Source organism: Brucella ciceri, from assembly GCF_041930145.1.
Taxonomy (GTDB): Bacteria; Pseudomonadota; Alphaproteobacteria; order Rhizobiales; family Rhizobiaceae; genus Brucella; species Brucella intermedia.
This window is the reverse complement of sequence record NZ_JBHEEV010000002.1, coordinates 423,129-442,428: the sequence shown is the minus strand read 5'-3', so window position 1 is coordinate 442,428 and position 19,300 is coordinate 423,129. Positions and strand designations below refer to the sequence as shown.

Sequence of the window (19,300 nt, the reverse complement as noted above, 5' to 3'; positions counted from 1 at the left end):
AGGTGAGACATGCTGGCTGATAAAGATCGCATCTTCACCAATATCTACGGCTTCAAGGATCGCTCCCTGAAGGGTGCAATGGCGCGCGGCCATTGGGACAACACCAGCGGGCTGATCGAAAAGGGCCGTGACTGGATCATCGAGGAGATGAAGGCGTCGGGCCTGCGCGGCCGCGGCGGCGCTGGCTTCCCGACGGGTCTCAAGTGGTCGTTCATGCCCAAGCAGAGCGACGGTCGCCCGCATTATCTGGTCGTCAACGCCGACGAATCCGAGCCCGGCACCTGCAAGGACCGCGAAATCCTGCGCCACGATCCGCATACGCTGATCGAAGGCTGCGTGATCGCCGGTTGCGCCATGGGCGCCCACACGGCCTATATCTATATCCGTGGCGAATTCATGCGCGAGCGTGAAGCCCTCCAGGCGGCAATTGACGAATGTTACGAAGCCGGTCTGCTGGGCAAGGGCAACAAGTGCGGCTGGGACATGGACATTTTCGTCACCCACGGCGCTGGCGCTTATATCTGCGGTGAAGAAACGGCTCTGCTCGAAAGCCTCGAAGGCAAGAAGGGCCAGCCGCGCCTCAAGCCGCCGTTTCCCGCGAATATGGGCCTCTATGGCTGCCCGACGACCGTGAACAACGTGGAATCGATCGCCGTTGCGCCGACGATCCTGCGTCGTGGCGCGGCATGGTTCTCGTCCATCGGACGCCCGAACAATGTCGGCACCAAGCTGTTCCAGATTTCCGGTCACGTGAACACGCCTTGCGTCGTGGAAGAAGGCCTCGGCATTCCGTTCCGCGAACTGATCGAAAAGCATGGCGGCGGCATTCGCGGCGGCTGGGACAATCTGCTGGCGGTCATTCCCGGCGGCGCGTCGTGCCCGGTCATCAAGGGCGAGGACATGATGGACGCCATCATGGATTTCGACGGCATGCGTGACAAGAAATCGTCGTTCGGCACCGGCGGCCTCATCGTCATGGACAAGTCCACCGACATCATCAAGGCGATTGCCCGTCTGGCGGCGTTCTTCAAGCATGAAAGCTGCGGCCAGTGCACGCCGTGCCGCGAAGGCACCGGCTGGATGTGGCGCGTGATGGAGCGCATGGTCAAGGGTAACGCGCAGAAGCGCGAGATCGACATGCTGTTCGACGTGACCAAGCAGATTGAAGGTCACACGATCTGCGCACTGGGTGATGCCGCTGCATGGCCTATTCAGGGCCTGATCCGCAATTTCCGTCCGGAAATTGAAAAGCGCATTGACGATTATACGCGCAACGCCGTTCAGAGCCGCAATATCCGTCTGGAAGCGGCTGAATAAGTTGTGTGAGCCTGCCCGGCAGGGCATGGCCCCGAAAAGTGCCTGGCGGTTTTCGGTAAAGGCCATGCCAAAAGTAAGGGCAGGGCAAGAGTTTGAGATCTGGAAGATGCGGCACAAGCCGCAGGTTTGGATAAGCGATGGCAAAGATCAAGGTTGACGGCACAGAGATCGAAGTACCCGATCACTATACGCTCCTTCAGGCTGCCGAAGCCGCGGGCGCGGAAGTCCCGCGTTTCTGTTTCCACGAACGGCTTTCCATCGCCGGAAACTGCCGTATGTGCCTGGTTGAAGTGAAGGGCGGACCGCCGAAGCCGGCGGCATCCTGCGCCATGGGCGTGCGCGATCTGCGTCCCGGCCCGAATGGCGAAGCGCCTGAAATCTTCACCAACACGCCGATGGTCAAGAAGGCCCGCGAAGGCGTGATGGAATTCCTGCTCATCAACCACCCGCTGGATTGCCCGATCTGCGATCAGGGCGGCGAGTGCGACCTGCAGGATCAGGCAATGGCCTTCGGCACCGACGGTTCCCGCTATCGCGAGAACAAGCGCGCCGTTGAAAACAAGTATATCGGTCCGCTCGTCAAGACGGTGATGACGCGCTGCATTCACTGCACGCGCTGCGTCCGCTTCACGACGGAAGTGGCAGGCATTTCGGAACTGGGCCTCATCGGCCGCGGTGAAGACGCCGAGATCACCACCTATCTCGAACGCGCCATGACGTCTGAATTGCAGGGCAACGTCATCGATCTTTGCCCGGTCGGCGCTCTGACCTCGCGTCCTTATGCATTCCAGGCCCGTCCGTGGGAACTGAGCAAGACCGAAACCATCGACGTGATGGATGCCGTCGGCTCGAACATCCGCGTCGATACCCGTGGTCGCGAAGTGATGCGCGTCATGCCGCGCGTCAATGAAGCGGTGAACGAGGAATGGATTTCCGACAAGACCCGCTTCATCTGGGATGGCCTGCGCACCCAGCGCCTCGACCGCCCATATGTTCGCAAGGATGGCCGTCTGGTTGCAGCATCGTGGCCGGAAGCATTCGCTGCCATCGCCGCCAAGGTCTCCGCAACGTCGGCTGAAAAGATCGGCGCGGTCGCTGGCGATCTGGCTTCGGTTGAAGAACTCTACGCGCTGAAGGGCCTGATGGCTTCGCTCGGCACCGCCAATATCGACAGCCGCCAGGATGGCGCAGCTCTCGATCCGGCTCTGGGCCGCGCAACCTATCTCTTCAACTCGACCATCGAAGGCATTGAAAACGCTGATGCTTTGCTCATCATCGGTTCCAATCCGCGTGTTGAAGCCGCTGTTCTGAACGCCCGCATCCGCAAGCGTCAGCGCATGGGCCATTTCCCGGTCGCCCTGATCGGTGAAAAGGCTGAACTGCGTTACGATTACGAATATCTGGGTGCTGGCGCTGAAACGCTGGGCCAGCTTGCTGCCGGCCAGAACGCATTCCGCGACGTATTGGCCAAGGCTGAACGTCCGCTGATCATCATCGGTCAGGGCGCGCTCACCGGCGAAAACGGTCGTGCGGTTCTGTCGGCCGCCGCCAAACTCGCTCAGGACGTCGGCGCGATCAAGGACGAGTGGAACGGCTTCTCCGTTCTGCACACCGCCGCTTCGCGCGTTGGCGCTCTGGATCTCGGTTTCGTGCCGGGTGAGGGCGGCAAGGCTGCTGGCGACATGCTCGGCAATCTGGATGTCGTGTTCCTGCTCGGCGCAGACGAACTCGACATGACCCGCAAGGGATCGAGCTTCATCGTTTACATCGGCACGCATGGCGATGCCGGTGCCCATGCCGCCGACGTTATCCTGCCGGGCGCAGCCTATACGGAAAAGTCGGGCACCTGGGTCAACACCGAGGGCCGCGTGCAGCTTGGCAACCGCGCCGGTTTCGCGCCGGGCGAGGCAAAGGAAGACTGGGCGATCCTGCGCGCTCTTTCCGACAGCCTTGGCAAGCGCCTGCCGTTCGATTCGCTGCAGCAGCTTCGCGCCCGGCTCTATGCGGACTATCCGCATATGGCGGCTATCGACACCATCGCGCCTGCTTCCGCCGACGATCTCGTCGCGCTGGCGGCCAAGGCAACAAACCCGGGCGGCGGCGCTGCGTTCGTCTCCCCGGTCAAGGACTTCTACCTGACGAACCCAATCGCGCGCGCTTCCGCCGTCATGGCCGAATGCTCGGCGCTCGCGGCCGGCGGCTTCCAACAGGCAGCTGAGTAAGCGAGAGAGAGACGGAACAATGGAAGGAATTTTTGCAGCTTACGTCTTGCCCGCGCTTATCATAGCGCTGAAGTCGGTCGTTCTGCTCGTCGTATTGCTGATCGTCGTCGCTTACCTGCTTTACGCGGATCGCAAGATCTGGGCAGCGGTGCAGCTTCGTCGCGGCCCGAACGTTGTCGGTCCCTGGGGTCTGTTCCAGGCCTTCGCCGACTTGTTGAAGTTCGTCTTCAAGGAACCGATCATCCCGTCGGGCGCAAACAAGGGTGTCTTCCTCCTTGCGCCTTTCGTTTCCGCCGTTCTCGCAATGGCGACCTGGGCGGTCATTCCGGTCAATGAAGGCTGGGCCATCGCCAATATCAATGTCGGCATACTCTATATCTTCGCCATTTCTTCGCTCGAAGTTTACGGCGTGATCATGGGCGGCTGGGCATCGAACTCGAAATACCCGTTCCTCGGCGCGCTTCGTTCTGCCGCGCAGATGGTTTCCTACGAAGTTTCCATCGGCTTCGTGATTGTCACGGTCCTGCTGACGGTTGGCTCGCTCAACCTCACCGACATCGTGCTTTCGCAGAATACCGGCCTCGGCACCATGCTTGGCCTGCCGGCTTCGTTCCTCGACTGGAACTGGCTCTGCCTGTTCCCGATGTTCGTGATCTTCTTCATTTCGGCGCTGGCCGAAACGAACCGTCCGCCTTTCGACCTTGTCGAAGCTGAATCCGAACTCGTGGCCGGTCACATGATCGAATATTCGTCCACGCCGTTCCTTCTGTTCTTCCTCGGCGAATATGTGGCGATCACGCTGATGTGCGCCCTGATGACGACGCTCTTCCTCGGCGGCTGGCTGCCTCCGGTGGATGTGTGGTTCCTCAACTGGGTTCCGGGCATCATCTGGTTCATGCTGAAGCTCTGCTTCTGCTTCTTCCTCTTCGCAATGGTGAAGGCTTTCGTTCCGCGTTATCGCTACGATCAGCTGATGCGCCTTGGCTGGAAAGTGTTCCTGCCGATCTCGCTCTTCATGGTCGTCGCAACCGCGACCTTCCTCAAAGTCTTCGGTCTGGCGTAAGGAGTAATCATCATGGCTTCATTCGCTCAAGCAGCCAAATCGCTCCTTCTCAAGGAATTCGTAGGCGCGTTCTTTCTTTCCATGCGCCAGTTCTTCGCGCCCAAGGCGACGTTGAACTACCCGCATGAAAAGGGCCCGGTCTCTCCGCGCTTCCGTGGCGAGCACGCACTGCGCCGTTATCCAAACGGCGAGGAACGCTGCATCGCCTGCAAGCTTTGCGAAGCGATCTGCCCGGCGCAGGCCATCACCATCGAGGCCGGTCCGCGCCGCAACGACGGCACCCGCCGCACGGTGCGTTACGACATCGACATGGTGAAGTGCATCTATTGCGGTTTCTGCCAGGAAGCATGCCCGGTGGACGCCATCGTGGAAGGTCCGAATTTCGAATTCGCGACCGAAACCCGCGAAGAACTCTACTATGACAAGGAAAAGCTCCTTGCCAATGGCGACCGTTGGGAACGCGAAATCGCGCGCAATATCGCGATGGATGCGCCATATCGCTGATTGGTCCTGCTGAAACCTGGTTTCGGCATCCGGTTTGAAAAGCGGCAACAGGAAGGGGCGGCCCATCTTGTTGCTGGAATTTAAGTTTCGCGATTATTCGCGGCAAACAAAGACTAAAGAGGGCAAGGCAATAAGGCTTTGCTCACGGAAAGGTGTTGGGGGATCCCCATGCTGACAGGTATTGCGGCAGCGTTTTTCTATCTGTTCGCCTTCATCATGATCGCATCCGCGTTCATGGTGATCGCGGCACGCAACCCCGTGCATTCGGTGCTGTTTCTGATCCTCACATTCTTCAATGCGGCAGCCTTGTTCCTGCTGACGGGGGCCGAGTTCCTCGCCATGATCCTGCTCGTCGTTTACGTCGGGGCAGTGGCGGTTCTCTTCCTCTTCGTCGTCATGATGCTGGATGTGGATTTCTCCGAGCTGAAGCGCGGCGCGCTGCAATATGCGCCGGTTGGCGCGCTCGTCGGCCTCATCCTGCTCGGCGAGCTGATCTTCGTGTTTGCAAGCAACATGTTTGCACCGAAGCTGGGGCAGGGCGCCGTGCCGATCCCGAATATCGCCGAGCGGAGCAATACCGCTGCTCTGGGTGACATTCTCTACACCGACTTCGTCTTCTACTTCCAGGTTGCTGGTCTCGTCCTTCTGGTCGCGATGATCGGCGCCATCGTTCTGACGCTGCGGCACAAGCCGAATGTCAAGCGCCAGTCCATTCCGGCCCAGGTTGCTCGCACGCCCGAAACGGCGATCGAGATCAAACAAGTCGAAACGGGCAAAGGCATCTGAGGATAAGCATATGGAAATCGGTATCGCCCACTATCTGACCGTTTCGGCCATCCTGTTCACGCTTGGCGTCTTCGGCATCTTCCTGAACCGCAAGAACGTCATCGTCATCCTGATGTCGATCGAATTGATCCTTCTTTCGGTCAATCTCAACTTCGTGGCGTTCTCCAGCCAGCTCGGCGACATGGTCGGGCAGGTGTTCGCCCTTTTCGTTCTGACCGTCGCGGCTGCGGAAGCGGCCATCGGTCTGGCAATTCTCGTTGTTTTCTTCCGTAATCGCGGCTCCATCGCGGTGGAAGACGTCAATGTTATGAAAGGTTGACGGGCAAATGCTCTACTACGCGATCGTCTTCCTTCCGCTTCTCGGCTTCCTGATTGCCGGTCTCTTCGGCAATCAGATCGGAGCCAAGGCGAGCGAATACATCACTTCCGGTTTCATGGTCGTCGTCGCGGTCCTGTCCTGGGTCGTGTTCTTCCAGATTCCGCTCGGCCACGACGCGGAAACCGTCCGCATCCCGGTTCTGCACTGGGTAACCTCGGGCGCGCTTTCCTTCGACTGGGCATTGCGCATCGACACGCTCACCGGCGTCATGCTGGTGGTGGTGAACTCGGTGTCGGCTCTCGTGCACATCTATTCCATCGGATATATGCATCACGATCCGCACCGTCCGCGCTTCTTCGCCTATCTGTCGCTCTTCACCTTCGCCATGCTCATGCTGGTCACGTCGGACAATCTGGTCCAGATGTTCTTCGGCTGGGAAGGCGTGGGTCTGGCCTCGTACCTCCTGATCGGCTTCTGGTTCCAGAAGCCTTCGGCAAACGCCGCCGCCATGAAGGCCTTCGTCGTCAACCGCGTTGGTGACTTTGGCTTCCTGCTCGGCATCTTCGGCGTGTTCGCGCTGTTCCAGTCGGTCGACTACAACACGATCTTCGCTGCTGCCGCCAATTTCCTCCCCGCTGAAGGCGCCGCCGATGCCAATCAGGTCGTTCTGAACTTCCTCGGCTATCAGCTCGACAAGCAGGGCGCGATCACGATCACCTGCCTGCTGCTCTTCATGGGCGCGATGGGCAAGTCGGCGCAGTTCCTGCTGCACACCTGGCTTCCGGACGCCATGGAGGGCCCGACCCCGGTTTCGGCGCTCATTCACGCCGCTACCATGGTTACCGCGGGCGTGTTCATGGTCGCCCGCATGTCGCCGATCTTTGAACTGTCGCAGACCGCGCTTCTGGTCGTGACCATCATCGGCGCGACGACTGCCTTCTTCGCGGCAACGGTCGCCCTCGTGCAGAACGACATCAAGCGCGTCATCGCCTATTCGACCTGCTCGCAGCTCGGCTACATGTTCGCTGCACTCGGTGTCGGTGCCTATGGCGCCGCCGTGTTCCACCTGTTCACGCACGCTTTCTTCAAGGCGCTTCTGTTCCTTTGCGCCGGATCGGTCATCCATGCCGTTTCGGAAGAGCAGGACATGCGCCGCATGGGCGGTCTGCGCAAGCTGATCCCGATCACCTACTGGATGATGGTCATCGGCACGGTCGCCATTACCGGCCTCGGCATTCCGGGCACGGTCATCGGCACCGCCGGTTTCTTCTCCAAGGATGCGATCATCGAATCCGTCTTCGCTTCGCACAGTGCTGCCAGCGGCTACGCTTCGACGCTTCTCATCATCGCCGCGCTCTTCACGAGCTTCTATTCCTGGCGCCTGATTTTCATGACCTTCCACGGCAAGCCGCGCGCTTCGGCGGAAGTCATGCATCACGTCCATGAATCGCCTGCCGTCATGTTCGTTCCGCTGCTGATCCTCGGCGTCGGCGCGCTCTTTGCCGGTGTCGTGTTCAAGGAACTCTTCTTCGGCCACGAATATGCCGAGTTCTGGAAGGGCGCTCTGTTCACCTCGGCTGCCAACCAGATCCTCGAGGAATATCACCATGTTCCTCTTTGGGTGAAGCTGTCGCCGTTCGTTTCGATGGTTCTCGGCTTTATCGTCGCCTGGATCTTCTACATCCGTTCGCCGGAAACGCCGAAGGAACTGGCTGCCCGTCATCGTGGCCTCTACCAGTTCCTCTTGAACAAGTGGTACTTCGACGAGCTGTACGATTTCCTTTTCGTGCGTCCGGCTCGCTGGCTTGGCCGCGTGTTCTGGAAGGGTGGCGACGGCTGGCTTATTGACGGCTTCGGCCCGGATGGCGTCTCGGCCCGCGTGCTCGACGTTACCAACCGCGTCGTCAAGATGCAGTCCGGATACCTTTATCACTACGCATTCGCGATGCTGATCGGCGTCGCCGCGCTCGTCACTTGGATGATGCTCGGGAGCTCTTTCTGATGACCGACTGGCCAATTCTTTCAACGGTCACGTTTCTGCCGCTCGTCGGCGCGTTACTGATCCTTCTGATCAAGGACGACAGCGAGGCATCGCGTCGCAATATCCGCAACGTCGCTTTGCTGACGACGATATTCGTCTTCGCCCTGTCGCTCGTCGTCTGGGCCGGTTTCGACAATTCGAACCCCGGCTTCCAGATGGTCGAGCAGGTCGACTGGATGGGCGGCGGCATCAGCTACCACATGGGCGTGGACGGCATCTCCGTCCTGTTCGTGGTGCTTTCCGCTTTCCTCATGCCCTTCTGCATTCTGGCAAGCTGGGTGTCGGTGGAAAAGCGCGTCAAGGAATACATGATCGCGTTCCTCATTCTGGAAACGCTGATGATCGGCGTGTTCTGCGCGCTCGACCTGTTCCTGTTCTACGTGTTCTTCGAGGCAAGCCTTATCCCGATGTTCATCATCATCGGCGTGTGGGGCGGCAAGCGCCGCGTCTATGCGAGCCTGAAGTTCTTCCTCTACACGCTTCTGGGCTCGGTCCTGATGCTCATCGCCATCATGGCCATGTACTGGCAGGCTGGCACGATGAACATCGTGGAGCTGCTGAAATACGACTTCCCGGCCGGGATGCAGACATGGCTATGGCTCGCCTTCTTCGCGTCCTTCGCGGTGAAGATGCCGATGTGGCCGGTCCACACCTGGTTGCCGGATGCGCACGTTGAAGCACCGACGGCAGGCTCGGTCATTCTGGCCGGTATCCTGCTGAAGCTCGGCGGCTACGGTTTCATCCGCTTCTCGCTGCCGATGTTCCCGCTGGCTTCCGCTGATTTCGCTCCGTTCATCTTCGCGCTGTCGGTGATCGCAATCATCTACACCTCGCTCGTCGCGATGGTGCAGGAAGACATGAAGAAGCTGATCGCCTATTCGTCGGTTGCGCACATGGCCTATGTGACCATGGGTATCTTCGCGGCAAACGAGCAGGGCCTGCAGGGCGCAATCTTCCAGATGCTGTCGCACGGCATCGTGTCGGGCGCGCTCTTCCTCTGCGTCGGCGTGATCTATGACCGCATGCATACCCGTGAGATCGCGGCGTTTGGCGGTCTGGTGAACAACATGCCGAAATATGCGGTGGCCTTCCTCATCTTCACGATGGCGAATGTCGGTCTGCCGGGTACTTCGGGCTTCATCGGCGAGTTCCTGACGCTGTTCGGCGTGTTCCGGGTCAACACCTGGGTGGCGCTGTTCGCAACCACGGGCGTCATCCTCTCGGCGGCCTATGCGCTCTGGCTCTACCGTCAGGTGATCTTCGGCGCGCTGACCAAGGAAAGCCTCAAGGCGCTCCTCGACCTCAGCCCGCGTGAGAAGCTCATTCTGTACCCGCTTGTGGTGCTCACCATCTTCTTCGGCGTCTATCCGACCCCGGTCTTCAATGTGACCGCCGGTGCCGTGAACGCCCTGGTCCAACATTACGACGCAGCACTCGCGGGCTCCGCGAGCGCCGTGCTGGCACAGTAAGAAATAAAGGCGTAGGTCATGCAGACTGATCTGATAGCTCATCTGACCCTTGCAGCACCGGAGGTTCTCCTTGCTGTAGGCGCCTTGGCACTGCTCATGATTGGCGTGTTCTCCGGCGAACGGGCGGCCACGCTCGTCAACGGATTATCCGTCGCGGTGCTTATTGCAGCGCTGGCTCTGGTCATCCTTTTCCCGGCGAACGGCGCTGTTTTCGGCGGCGCCATCGTCAATGACGGTTTTGGCCGCTTCATGAAGGTGCTGACACTGGTCGGCTCCATCGTGACGCTGATCATGTCGGTCGGCTTCGCCAAGGCGGAGAAGTTCGACAAGTTCGAATTCCCGGTCCTGATCGTGATTTCCACGCTCGGCATGCTGCTGATGGTTTCCGCCTCCAACATGCTGTCGCTCTATCTCGGCCTCGAACTGCAATCGCTGGCGCTCTATGTTCTGGCAGCGTTCAACCGCGATAGCGTCCGTTCGACGGAAGCAGGCCTGAAATACTTCGTCCTCGGTTCGCTGTCCTCGGGCATGCTGCTTTACGGCATCTCGCTCGTCTACGGTTACACCGGTCATATCGGCTTTGCCGAAATCGCGCAGGCCGTCTCCGGCGGACAGCGCGAACTGGGCCTGGTCTTCGGTCTGGTCTTCATTCTGGCCGGCCTGGCATTCAAGATTTCCGCCGTTCCGTTCCACATGTGGACGCCGGACGTCTATGAAGGTGCGCCGACCCCGGTAACGGCATTCTTTGCCGCCGCTCCGAAGATGGCCGCCATGGCGCTCATCATCCGCGTCGTCTCGGAAGCCTTTGCCCCGGTCACCCATGACTGGCAGCAGGTCGTCATCTTCATCGCGCTTGCCTCGATGATCCTCGGCGCCTTTGCCGCCATCGGCCAGCGCAACATCAAGCGCCTGATGGCTTATTCCTCGATCAGCCACATGGGTTATGCGCTTGTTGGTCTGGCCGCAGGCACGGTGATCGGCGTGAAGGGCGTGATGATCTACATGGCGATCTACCTCGCCATGACGCTCGGCACCTTCGCGTTTATTCTTGCAATGCGCACCAAGGACGGCAATGTCGAGAACATCGATGATCTGGCCGGTCTGTCCCGCACCAATCCGGTGCTGGCAACCATCATGACCATCTTCCTGTTCTCGCTCGCCGGCATTCCGCCGCTCGCAGGCTTCTTCGGCAAGTGGTACACCTTCCTTGCCGCTGTGCAGGCCGGTCTCCTGCCGCTCGCCATCATCGGTATCGTGGCTTCGGTCGTGGGCGCGTTCTACTACCTGCGCATGATCAAGATCATGTGGTTCGATGAGCCGACCGGCGGTTTCGTTCCCGTCGCGGGCGAGCTTCGCCTGGTTCTCGGTGTAACCGGTGCCTTCGTGCTCTTCTACGTCTTCATTGCTGGCCCGATCGGTGGTTTTGCCGAAGCCGCAGCCAAGACGTTCTTCTGACAAATGCACGAGGCGGAAGCATAGATGAGTTTTGCGCTTTCGCCTGTTGCGAAAAATGAGGGCTACCGTCTCGAAAGCTTCGAGACGGTAGGTTCCACCAACGCCGTTGCCCTGGAACGGGCAGCCGCGGGTGATCCGGGCAGGCTCTGGCTTGTCACGAAGAAACAGGAAAGCGGTCGCGGAAGACGGGGCCGTGCCTGGTCCACGCCGGAAGGCAATCTTGCCTCCACGCTGCTTCTCGTTGAATCCTACGAAATGAAAACGGCGGCAACGCTCGGGTTTGTCGCGGGCCTGTCGCTCGCCGATGCGCTTGACGCGATATTCGCCGCGACCGGGCCTGCCGTGCCGCCGACAATCGGCCTCAAATGGCCGAACGATGTTCTGCTGAATGGCGCCAAACTGTCCGGCATCCTGCTGGAATCTTCCATTATGGGAAAAGGCCTGTTCGCCGTTGCCATCGGCATCGGAACCAATGTGGTCGCCTTTCCTGACGATCTGCCCTATGCGGCGACTTCCCTGCGCTCGCTTGGCAGCAAATGCGATGCCGAAACCTTGTTCGCGGCCCTGTCGGATGCATGGTCCGTCAATTATCGCGTCTGGAACGAGGGGCGCGGCCTTGATGACATTCGCAAGCGCTGGCTGGAGCGCGCCCATGGCCTCGGCCAGCGTGTGACGATGCAGGTCGAAGGCCGTATCGTCGAAGGTCATTTTGATACGATTGACGAGGCATGCCGTTTTGTTATTCGCGAAGACGATGGTTCGCGGGTTGCAGTAACGGCTGGCGATGTCTATTTCGGAACTGCTGCTACAATACGCAAATAATTTGCTTTGTTTTGTCTTGCCAGGGTTGCAACAGGACAACTTTGGGTTCAGTTGGTGCGGCAAGACCGCTCGATAGTCATAGAGGAAATTTCATGGCCCGATCCAATACTACGGAACTCGTCTTTCTGCCCCTTGGCGGCGTGGGCGAAATCGGCATGAATTTGGCCATGTACGGCTTTGGCCCAGCCGATAACCGCGAGTGGCTGGTGGTGGATATGGGTGTGAGCTTTGCCGGGCCGGAACAGCCGGGCGCCGACCTCATCCTGCCGGATATCCGCTATCTCGAAGCTGAAAAGCACAATCTGCGCGGCATCGTGATCACCCATGCGCATGAAGACCATTTCGGCGCCTTGCTCGACCTTTGGCCGCACCTGAAGGTGCCGGTCTATGCGACGCCCTTTACCGCCGGTCTGCTGGAAGCCAAGCGGCAGTCGGAGGATGGCGCGCCCGACATTCCGATCACCATCTACAAGGCTGGCGAAAAATTTGAGGTCGGGCCTTTCAAGATAGAGGCCGTGGCCGTCACCCACTCGATCCCGGAGCCGGTTTCGCTGGCCCTTACGACGCCGCTCGGCACGGTCGTGCATACGGGCGACTGGAAGATGGACCCGGAACCCTCGCTCGGCCCCGTCATCGATGAGGCGCGTTTCCGCGCCATCGGTGATGCTGGCGTGCTGGCGCTGATCTGCGACTCCACCAACGCCTTGCGCGAGGGTGAATCGCCTTCCGAACGTCAGGTGGGCGAAAGCCTGCGTGAGCTGATCGAAAATGCGCGTGGCCGTGTGGCCATCACCACCTTCTCGTCGAATGTCGGCCGTATCCGGTCGATTACCGAGGCGGCGCGTGACGCGGGCCGCCAGGTGCTGGTGGTCGGGCGTTCGATGAAGCGCGCCATCTCCGTTGCGACCGAGCTTGGTTATATGGAAGGCCTGCCGGAATATCTCAGCGAAGAAGATTACGGCTATATTCCCCGCGAGAACGTGGTGATGATCCTGACCGGCAGTCAGGGCGAGCCGCGTGCCGCACTCGCCAAGCTTGCGCGTGACGAAATGCGCAGCCTCGCTCTCACGGCGGGCGATACGGTCATCTACTCCTCGCGCGCCATTCCGGGCAATGAAAAGGCCATTCTCGATATCAAGAACCGCCTTATCGATCGCGGCATCAAGATCATCGGCGACGAGGATGCACTGGTCCATGTGTCCGGCCATCCACGCCGCAGCGAATTGCGCCGCATGTATTCCTGGGTTCGCCCGCAAATTCTGGTGCCGGTGCACGGCGAGGCAGCGCATCTTGTCGCGCAAGGCTCGCTTGGCGCGATGGAAGGCATCGAGCAGGTCGCGCAGGTGCGCGATGGCGACATGCTGCGTCTGGCGCCGGGCAAGGCCGAGATCATCGATGAAGCGCCGGTTGGCCGCATCTACAAGGACGGCAAGCTGATCGGCGACGAGGAAGAAATCGGCATGGTCGAGCGCCGCAAGCTTGCCTATGTCGGCCATGTCGCCGTTTCGGTGCTGCTCGACCGCGAGCACAAGATCATCGATGAGCCCGACCTCGTAACTTTCGGCGTGCCGGAGGAAAATGCGCAGGGCGACCTGCTGGAAGATATCCTTCTGGACGCGGCGATCGAGGCCATCGACAGCATTCCGCGTGTTCGCCGCAAGGATATCGAGCTGGTGCGGGAGTCCGTGCGCCGTGCCGTTCGCGCTGCGGCAAATGAAGCATGGGGCAAAAAGCCCGTGGTGACGGTGTTCGTGAATAGGATACGGTAATCGCATATATTTGCAGAATGACCGGCATGGGAGGTGCTGATGCTCGAACGCTTGAACCACGTGGCAATCGCCGTTCCGGATATTGACGCCGCCGCAGCGCTTTATCGCGGTAAGCTCGGTGCCAAAGTCACCGAGCCGCAGGCGCTGCCCGAACATGGCGTAACCGTGGTTTTCATCGACGTCGGCAACACCAAGATCGAATTGCTGGAACCTCTGGGCGAGGGGTCTCCCATCGCCGCCTTTCTGGAAAAGAACCCGTCCGGCGGCATGCACCATCTTTGCTACGAGGTTGCGGACATCATCGCCGCCCGTGATCGCCTCAAGGCGGAAGGCGCGCGCATCCTGGGTGACGGCGAGCCGAAAACCGGCGCGCATGGCAAGCCGGTCCTGTTCCTGCATCCCAAGGATTTCAACGGCACACTGATCGAACTGGAAGAGGTGTAATCATGTCTCTGGTTTCGGGTATCGCGATCTATTTCATCATCTGGTGGACCACGCTGTTCGCGCTGCTGCCGGTCGGCTTGCGTACACAGGCCGAAGAAAACGAAGTGACCCTGGGCACGGTCGCCAGCGCTCCGGCGAGGCCGCGCATCGGTCGGGCCTTCCTGCGCACGACGGTCGTCGCGACGCTCATCTTCCTGCTCTATTATTATCTGACGCAGGTCAGCGGTTACGGCCTCGACGATATCCCGCATTTCTTCCCGGATCTGACTTGACCCGACCGGGTTTCACGGGTCCGGTTCCGGCATGAATTTTGAGGCTGCCTAAAAATTAGGCAGCCTCTTTTTTGTATAAAGAAAAGTGGATGACTCCACCAAAAGTTGTAGTCTGTGGCAGCCCTTAAGCGTAACCCGTTGAATTTCCGACAGGCTACAACCCGCCGTCATTTGTGACAGCGAGGCCATTTCCTCGGCAATTGTGCATGAATAAATCGATTTATACTTAAGTGAAATTTAATACTTGGATGCGCAGAGGGCACCGGGATAAATCCCACAAAATCAATGTGTTATTCGCGCAAATAAAATAGCGAAACTGCGGAGACCAGAGCCGTCCCGCAAGTGCAAAAAAAAAGCAAGGCTTTCGCCTTGCTAATCAAATACGCGTTCGATCCGTTTCCATTTGACTGGCGGCTGCGAAAGTCGCGCCTGGATCCATCCTCCCAAGACTTTGACCGCGTGAAACCAACGGTTTTATTCCGTTGTTGCTCTTATGATGAAAAAAATAGCGAACTGCACAGCTTTTGTCACGAAAAATCTTCTATCGCGTCATATTTCTTTCGCAAAATTTCCCCGGAGAGAGTGATATATCTGTAATATATTGAATTTGAATGTGAATCTGGATGCCCGATTTGGCGGAGGCAGTTCTTTCGGCAGGCGATCATGGCTGTGGATGGGGAAATCCGCCGCCGCGAAAGCTTTTCCAGGCGGGTTTCCAACCGATCTATAACCCGGTAAGAAACCGACGAATATGCTTAATTTTTGCCTGATTCTTGAAGCACTCAGGCAGTCCCTCTTGATTGGTGGTTACGATGCGTCTGTCGCGGTATTTTTTGCCTATTCTGAAGGAAAACCCCAAGGAGGCGGAAATCGTCTCCCACAGGCTGATGCTGCGTTCGGGCATGATCCGTCAACAGTCGGCCGGCATCTATGCCTGGCTGCCGATCGGCCTGAAGGTGCTCAACAAGGTCTGCGACATCATCCGCGAGGAGCAGAACCGCGCCGGCGCCAATGAAATCCTGATGCCGACCATCCAGTCCGCCGACCTGTGGCGCGAAAGCGGCCGCTACGACGCCTATGGCAAGGAAATGCTGCGCATCCAGGACCGTCAGGAGCGCGACATGCTCTTCGGCCCGACCAATGAGGAAATGGTCACCGACATTTTCCGCTCCTATGTGCGTTCCTACAAGGACCTGCCGCTCAATCTCTACCACATCCAGTGGAAGTTCCGCGACGAAGTGCGCCCGCGTTTCGGCGTCATGCGCTCACGCGAATTTCTGATGAAGGACGCCTATTCGTTCGACCTCGATTATGAGGGCGCGAAAATGGCTTACTACCGCATGTTTGTGTCCTATCTGCGCACTTTCGCCCGCGTCGGCCTGCAGGCTATCCCGATGCGCGCCGATACCGGCCCGATTGGCGGCGATCTTTCCCACGAATTCATCATTCTGGCCGAAACCGGCGAAAGCCAGGTTTTCTGCGACAAGGCCTATCTCGATCTGGCCGTGCCGGGCGCGGACACCGATTTCCGCAACGATGCGCAGCTGACCGACATCGTCCAGCGCTGGACGACGCCTTATGCTGCGACCGACGAAATGCACGACGAGGCCGACTGGGCCAAGGTCAAGCCTGAAGATCAGGTTTCCGCGCGCGGCATCGAAGTCGGCCACATCTTCCATTTCGGCACCAAATATTCCGAACCGATGGGCGCGAAAGTGCAGGGCCCGGATGGCAAGGAACATCTGGTTTCCATGGGTTCCTACGGCATCGGCCCGTCGCGCCTTGTCGCAGCCGCCATCGAGGCCTTCCACGATGATGCAGGCATCATCTGGCCGAAGGCCATCGCACCGTTCGGCGCTGGCATCGTCAACATGAAGCCGGGCGACGAAGGCTGCGACGCCGTGAGCGAGAAGCTCTACGAAGCGCTGACCAATGCAGGCGTCGATCCGCTGCTTGACGACACGGACGACCGTCCGGGCGCAAAGTTTGCCACGATGGACCTGATCGGCCTGCCGACGCAGGTGATCGTCGGACCGCGCGGCGTTGCCGCCGGTGAAGTCGAAATCAAGGATCGCAAGACCGGCGAACGCCAGAACCTGAGCGTCGAAGCTGCGATCAACCTGTTGACGGCAGAAGCATGAGCAACGCGGCGGCAGCAAAATCCGGGGACAAGGCAAAGGTAGCCCAGAAGGCTCCGAAGTCAGGTCCATTCTCGGCCTTTGAGCGGATGATCGCATGGCGATATCTGCGTGCGCGCCGCCGCGAGACCTTTATCTCGGTCATTGCCGGGTTTTCCTTCACCGGCATCATGCTGGGCGTGGCGACGCTCATCATCGTCATGGCGGTGATGAACGGCTTCCGTGCCGAGCTTCTTTCGCGAATCCTCGGCATCAACGGCCATCTCATCATGCAGCCGATTGACCGCCCGCTGGATGATTATGCCGATCTCATCAAGCGGATCGACGGTATTTCCGGCATCAGGTTCGCCATTCCCGTGGTGGAAGGGCAGGCGCTCGTGCAGGGCAATATCGGCGCAGGCAATGGCGCGCTGATCCGGGGCTTGCGTGAGGAAGACCTCGACAAGCTCAAGCTCGTTTCCGGCAATATCCGCCAGGGCACGCTGCAGGGCTTCGATCAGGCGGGCGGCGTCGCCATCGGCACCCGCATGGCGGAAAATCTCGGCCTGTCCATCGGCGATACGCTGCGCGTGATCTCGCCCGACGGCGATGTGACCCCGTTCGGCGTCAATCCGCGCGTGAAGGCCTATCCGATTGTCGCCATCTTCGAGATCGGCATGTCGGAATATGACTCGTCCATCGTCATGATGCCGCTTTCCGAGGCGCAGCTTTTCTTCAATCAGGAAGGCAAGGTGCAATCGCTTGAAATCTTTGTCGATAATCCCGACAAGGTGGATGCGATGCGCGCCCCGGTGGAAGAGGCGGCGGGGCGCCAGCTCTCGCTTGTCGACTGGCGCCAGCGCAACCAGACTTTCTTCTCGGCGCTGGAAGTCGAACGCAATGTCATGTTCATGATCCTGACGCTGATCGTGCTCGTGGCGGCGCTGAACATCATTTCCGGCCTCATCATGCTGGTGAAGGACAAGGGGCATGACATTGCGATCCTGCGCACCATGGGGGCAACCCGCGGCGCGGTGATGCGCATCTTCCTGATGACGGGCGCCGCCATCGGCGTCACCGGCACGGTGGCCGGTGTGGTTCTGGGCGTCGTCGTCTGCCTGAATGTCGAGCGAATCCGCGAGTTCTTCTCGTGGCTCTCCGGCACCACGCTCTTCAATCCGGAACTTTATTTCCTGAGCCAGCTGCCCGCGAAGATGGACCCCGGCGAGACGATTTCCGTCATCGTCATGGCTCTGGTGCTGTCGTTCATCGCCACCATTTTCCCGGCCTGGCGCGCTGCCAAGCTCGATCCGGTCGAAGCATTGAGGTATGAATAATGGCGGCTGAAATCATCATGCGGCTGCAACGCGTCGGCCGCGCCTACAAGGAGGCCGACCGCGAACTGGTGATCCTCAAGGATGCCGATTTCACGCTGCGTCGCGGCGAAATGGTTGCGCTTGTCGCGCCATCGGGTGCGGGCAAATCGACCTTGCTGCACACGGCTGGCCTTCTGGAACGTCCCGATGAGGGAGAGGTTTTCCTGGACGGACGCTCCTGCAGCAAGCTTTCCGATGACGAGCGCACGGCGGTGCGCCGCAACGACATCGGCTTCGTCTACCAGTTCCATCACCTCCTGCCGGAATTTTCCGCGCTGGAAAACGTGATGATGCCGCAGATGATCCGCGGACTGTCGAAGAAGCAGGCGGCGGAACGTGCGCAGCAGCTTCTTGAATATATGAAGATCGGCAAGCGCGCCTCCCATCGCCCCTCGGAGCTTTCCGGCGGTGAACAGCAGCGTGTCGCCATCGCGCGCGCCGTTGCCAACGCGCCGCTTGTTCTTCTGGCCGACGAACCGACGGGCAACCTCGACCCGACGACCTCGTCCTATGTCTTCGGTGCTCTGGAAGCGCTCGTGCGCCAGTCCGGGCTTGCAGCCCTGATCGCCACCCACAATCACGAACTGGCTGGCCGCATGGACCGCCGCGTGACGCTGAAGGACGGCAAGGTCGTCGACCTCTAAAACGTCCACATTATACAGTAGCACCTCATCCTGAGGAGCCGCCGCAGGCGGCGTCTCGAAGGGCGAGGTGCGGCTCTGCCGTCAGCGCGTTCCTGTCTGACCGAACAGCCGGTGCTCTCCCATCAGTTCTGCTGTGCGTTTGATCGGGCCGGGCCTCTGGGCCTGCCGGTATTCCAGTACCCCTTGTCTTGGTGGCCGGGGGCCATGGAATCCGCCTCCGCCAGCAGCACCTCATCCTGAGGAGCCGCCGCAGGCGGCGTCTCGAAGGGCGAGGTGCGGCACCGCTGCCAGCGCGTTCCCGTCTGACCGGACAGCCGGTGCTCTCCCATCTGTTCTCTTGTGCGTTTGATCGGGCCGAGCCTCTGGGCCTGCCTATATTCCCGTACCCCTTAGCGTTCGGGCGGCCATGGAACCCCGCCTCCGTCAGCACCTCGTCCTGAGGAGCCGCCGCAGGCGGCGTCTCGAAGGGCGAGGTGCGGCACCGCTGCCGGCGCGTTCCTGTCTGACCGGACAGGCCAGCGCTCTCTCATCTGTTCTCTTGTGCGTTTGATCGGGTCGGGCCTCTGGGCCTGCCGGTATTCCCGTACCCCTTGTCTTGGTGGCCGCGGGCCATGGAACCGCCTTCGCCGCCAGCACCTCATCCTGAGGAGCCGCCGCAGGCGGCGTCTCGAAGGGCGAGG

At 59.9% G+C, this 19,300-nt stretch carries 16 protein-coding genes; all 16 read left to right on the top strand.

Annotated elements, in window-relative coordinates; genetic code table 11:
- The first annotated feature begins 9 nt into the window (after positions 1–9).
- The 16 genes from nuoF to JNC63_RS05200 all read left to right on the top strand — a co-directional run bounded on the left by nuoF (position 10) and on the right by JNC63_RS05200 (position 18,620).
- Complete coding sequence (gene nuoF / locus JNC63_RS05275; RefSeq protein ID WP_006466593.1) at positions 10–1,317, top strand: NADH-quinone oxidoreductase subunit NuoF; 1,308 nt, start codon at positions 10–12, stop codon at positions 1,315–1,317.
- Between the two features lie 137 nt (positions 1,318–1,454).
- Positions 1,455–3,539 (top strand): NADH-quinone oxidoreductase subunit NuoG, encoded by a 2,085-nt coding sequence (gene nuoG / locus JNC63_RS05270; RefSeq protein WP_006466594.1) that lies wholly within the window; start codon positions 1,455–1,457, stop codon positions 3,537–3,539.
- A gap of 19 nt (positions 3,540–3,558) precedes the next feature.
- Positions 3,559–4,602: an NADH-quinone oxidoreductase subunit NuoH gene (gene nuoH, locus JNC63_RS05265; protein ID WP_006466595.1), complete on the top strand. Its 1,044-nt coding sequence runs from the start codon at positions 3,559–3,561 to the stop codon at positions 4,600–4,602.
- 12 nt (positions 4,603–4,614) lie between these two features.
- Positions 4,615–5,106, top strand: a complete 492-nt coding sequence (nuoI, locus tag JNC63_RS05260) for an NADH-quinone oxidoreductase subunit NuoI (RefSeq protein ID WP_006466596.1) — start codon at positions 4,615–4,617, stop codon at positions 5,104–5,106.
- Positions 5,107–5,274: 168 nt separating this feature from the next.
- Positions 5,275–5,892, top strand: a complete 618-nt coding sequence (locus JNC63_RS05255; RefSeq protein ID WP_006471807.1) for an NADH-quinone oxidoreductase subunit J — start codon at positions 5,275–5,277, stop codon at positions 5,890–5,892.
- Positions 5,893–5,902: 10 nt separating this feature from the next.
- Positions 5,903–6,211 carry an NADH-quinone oxidoreductase subunit NuoK gene (nuoK, locus tag JNC63_RS05250; RefSeq protein ID WP_006466598.1) on the top strand — a complete coding sequence of 103 codons (309 nt, stop codon included), beginning with the start codon at positions 5,903–5,905 and terminating at the stop codon, positions 6,209–6,211.
- Between the two features lie 7 nt (positions 6,212–6,218).
- Positions 6,219–8,213, top strand: a complete 1,995-nt coding sequence (gene nuoL, locus JNC63_RS05245) for an NADH-quinone oxidoreductase subunit L (protein ID WP_006466599.1) — start codon at positions 6,219–6,221, stop codon at positions 8,211–8,213.
- Entirely contained in the window at positions 8,213–9,721 is a 1,509-nt protein-coding gene (locus JNC63_RS05240) for an NADH-quinone oxidoreductase subunit M (RefSeq protein ID WP_006471805.1), read from the top strand. Before nuoL ends, JNC63_RS05240 begins: the two co-directional genes overlap by 1 nt.
- Before the next feature lie 18 nt (positions 9,722–9,739).
- Positions 9,740–11,176, top strand: coding sequence for an NADH-quinone oxidoreductase subunit NuoN (gene nuoN, locus JNC63_RS05235; RefSeq protein ID WP_006471804.1), 1,437 nt, complete (start codon positions 9,740–9,742; stop codon positions 11,174–11,176).
- 24 nt (positions 11,177–11,200) lie between these two features.
- A complete protein-coding gene (locus JNC63_RS05230) occupies positions 11,201–11,998 on the top strand; it encodes a biotin--[acetyl-CoA-carboxylase] ligase (RefSeq protein ID WP_006466602.1) in 798 nt (265 codons plus the stop codon).
- Positions 11,999–12,090: 92 nt separating this feature from the next.
- Complete coding sequence (locus tag JNC63_RS05225; protein ID WP_039852530.1) at positions 12,091–13,767, top strand: ribonuclease J; 1,677 nt, start codon at positions 12,091–12,093, stop codon at positions 13,765–13,767.
- A gap of 39 nt (positions 13,768–13,806) precedes the next feature.
- A complete protein-coding gene (mce, locus tag JNC63_RS05220) occupies positions 13,807–14,211 on the top strand; it encodes a methylmalonyl-CoA epimerase (RefSeq protein WP_006471802.1) in 405 nt (134 codons plus the stop codon).
- A 2-nt stretch (positions 14,212–14,213) separates the two neighbouring features.
- Positions 14,214–14,483: a DUF1467 family protein gene (locus JNC63_RS05215; protein ID WP_006466605.1), complete on the top strand. Its 270-nt coding sequence runs from the start codon at positions 14,214–14,216 to the stop codon at positions 14,481–14,483.
- Between the two features lie 812 nt (positions 14,484–15,295).
- Positions 15,296–16,624, top strand: coding sequence for a proline--tRNA ligase (gene proS, locus JNC63_RS05210; RefSeq protein WP_006471801.1), 1,329 nt, complete (start codon positions 15,296–15,298; stop codon positions 16,622–16,624).
- A complete protein-coding gene (locus JNC63_RS05205; RefSeq protein ID WP_006466607.1) occupies positions 16,621–17,937 on the top strand; it encodes a lipoprotein-releasing ABC transporter permease subunit in 1,317 nt (438 codons plus the stop codon). Before proS ends, JNC63_RS05205 begins: the two co-directional genes overlap by 4 nt.
- Positions 17,937–18,620 (top strand): ABC transporter ATP-binding protein, encoded by a 684-nt coding sequence (locus tag JNC63_RS05200; protein WP_006466608.1) that lies wholly within the window; start codon positions 17,937–17,939, stop codon positions 18,618–18,620. The genes JNC63_RS05205 and JNC63_RS05200 overlap by 1 nt, the downstream gene beginning before the upstream one ends.
- The last annotated feature ends 680 nt before the right edge of the window (positions 18,621–19,300 follow it).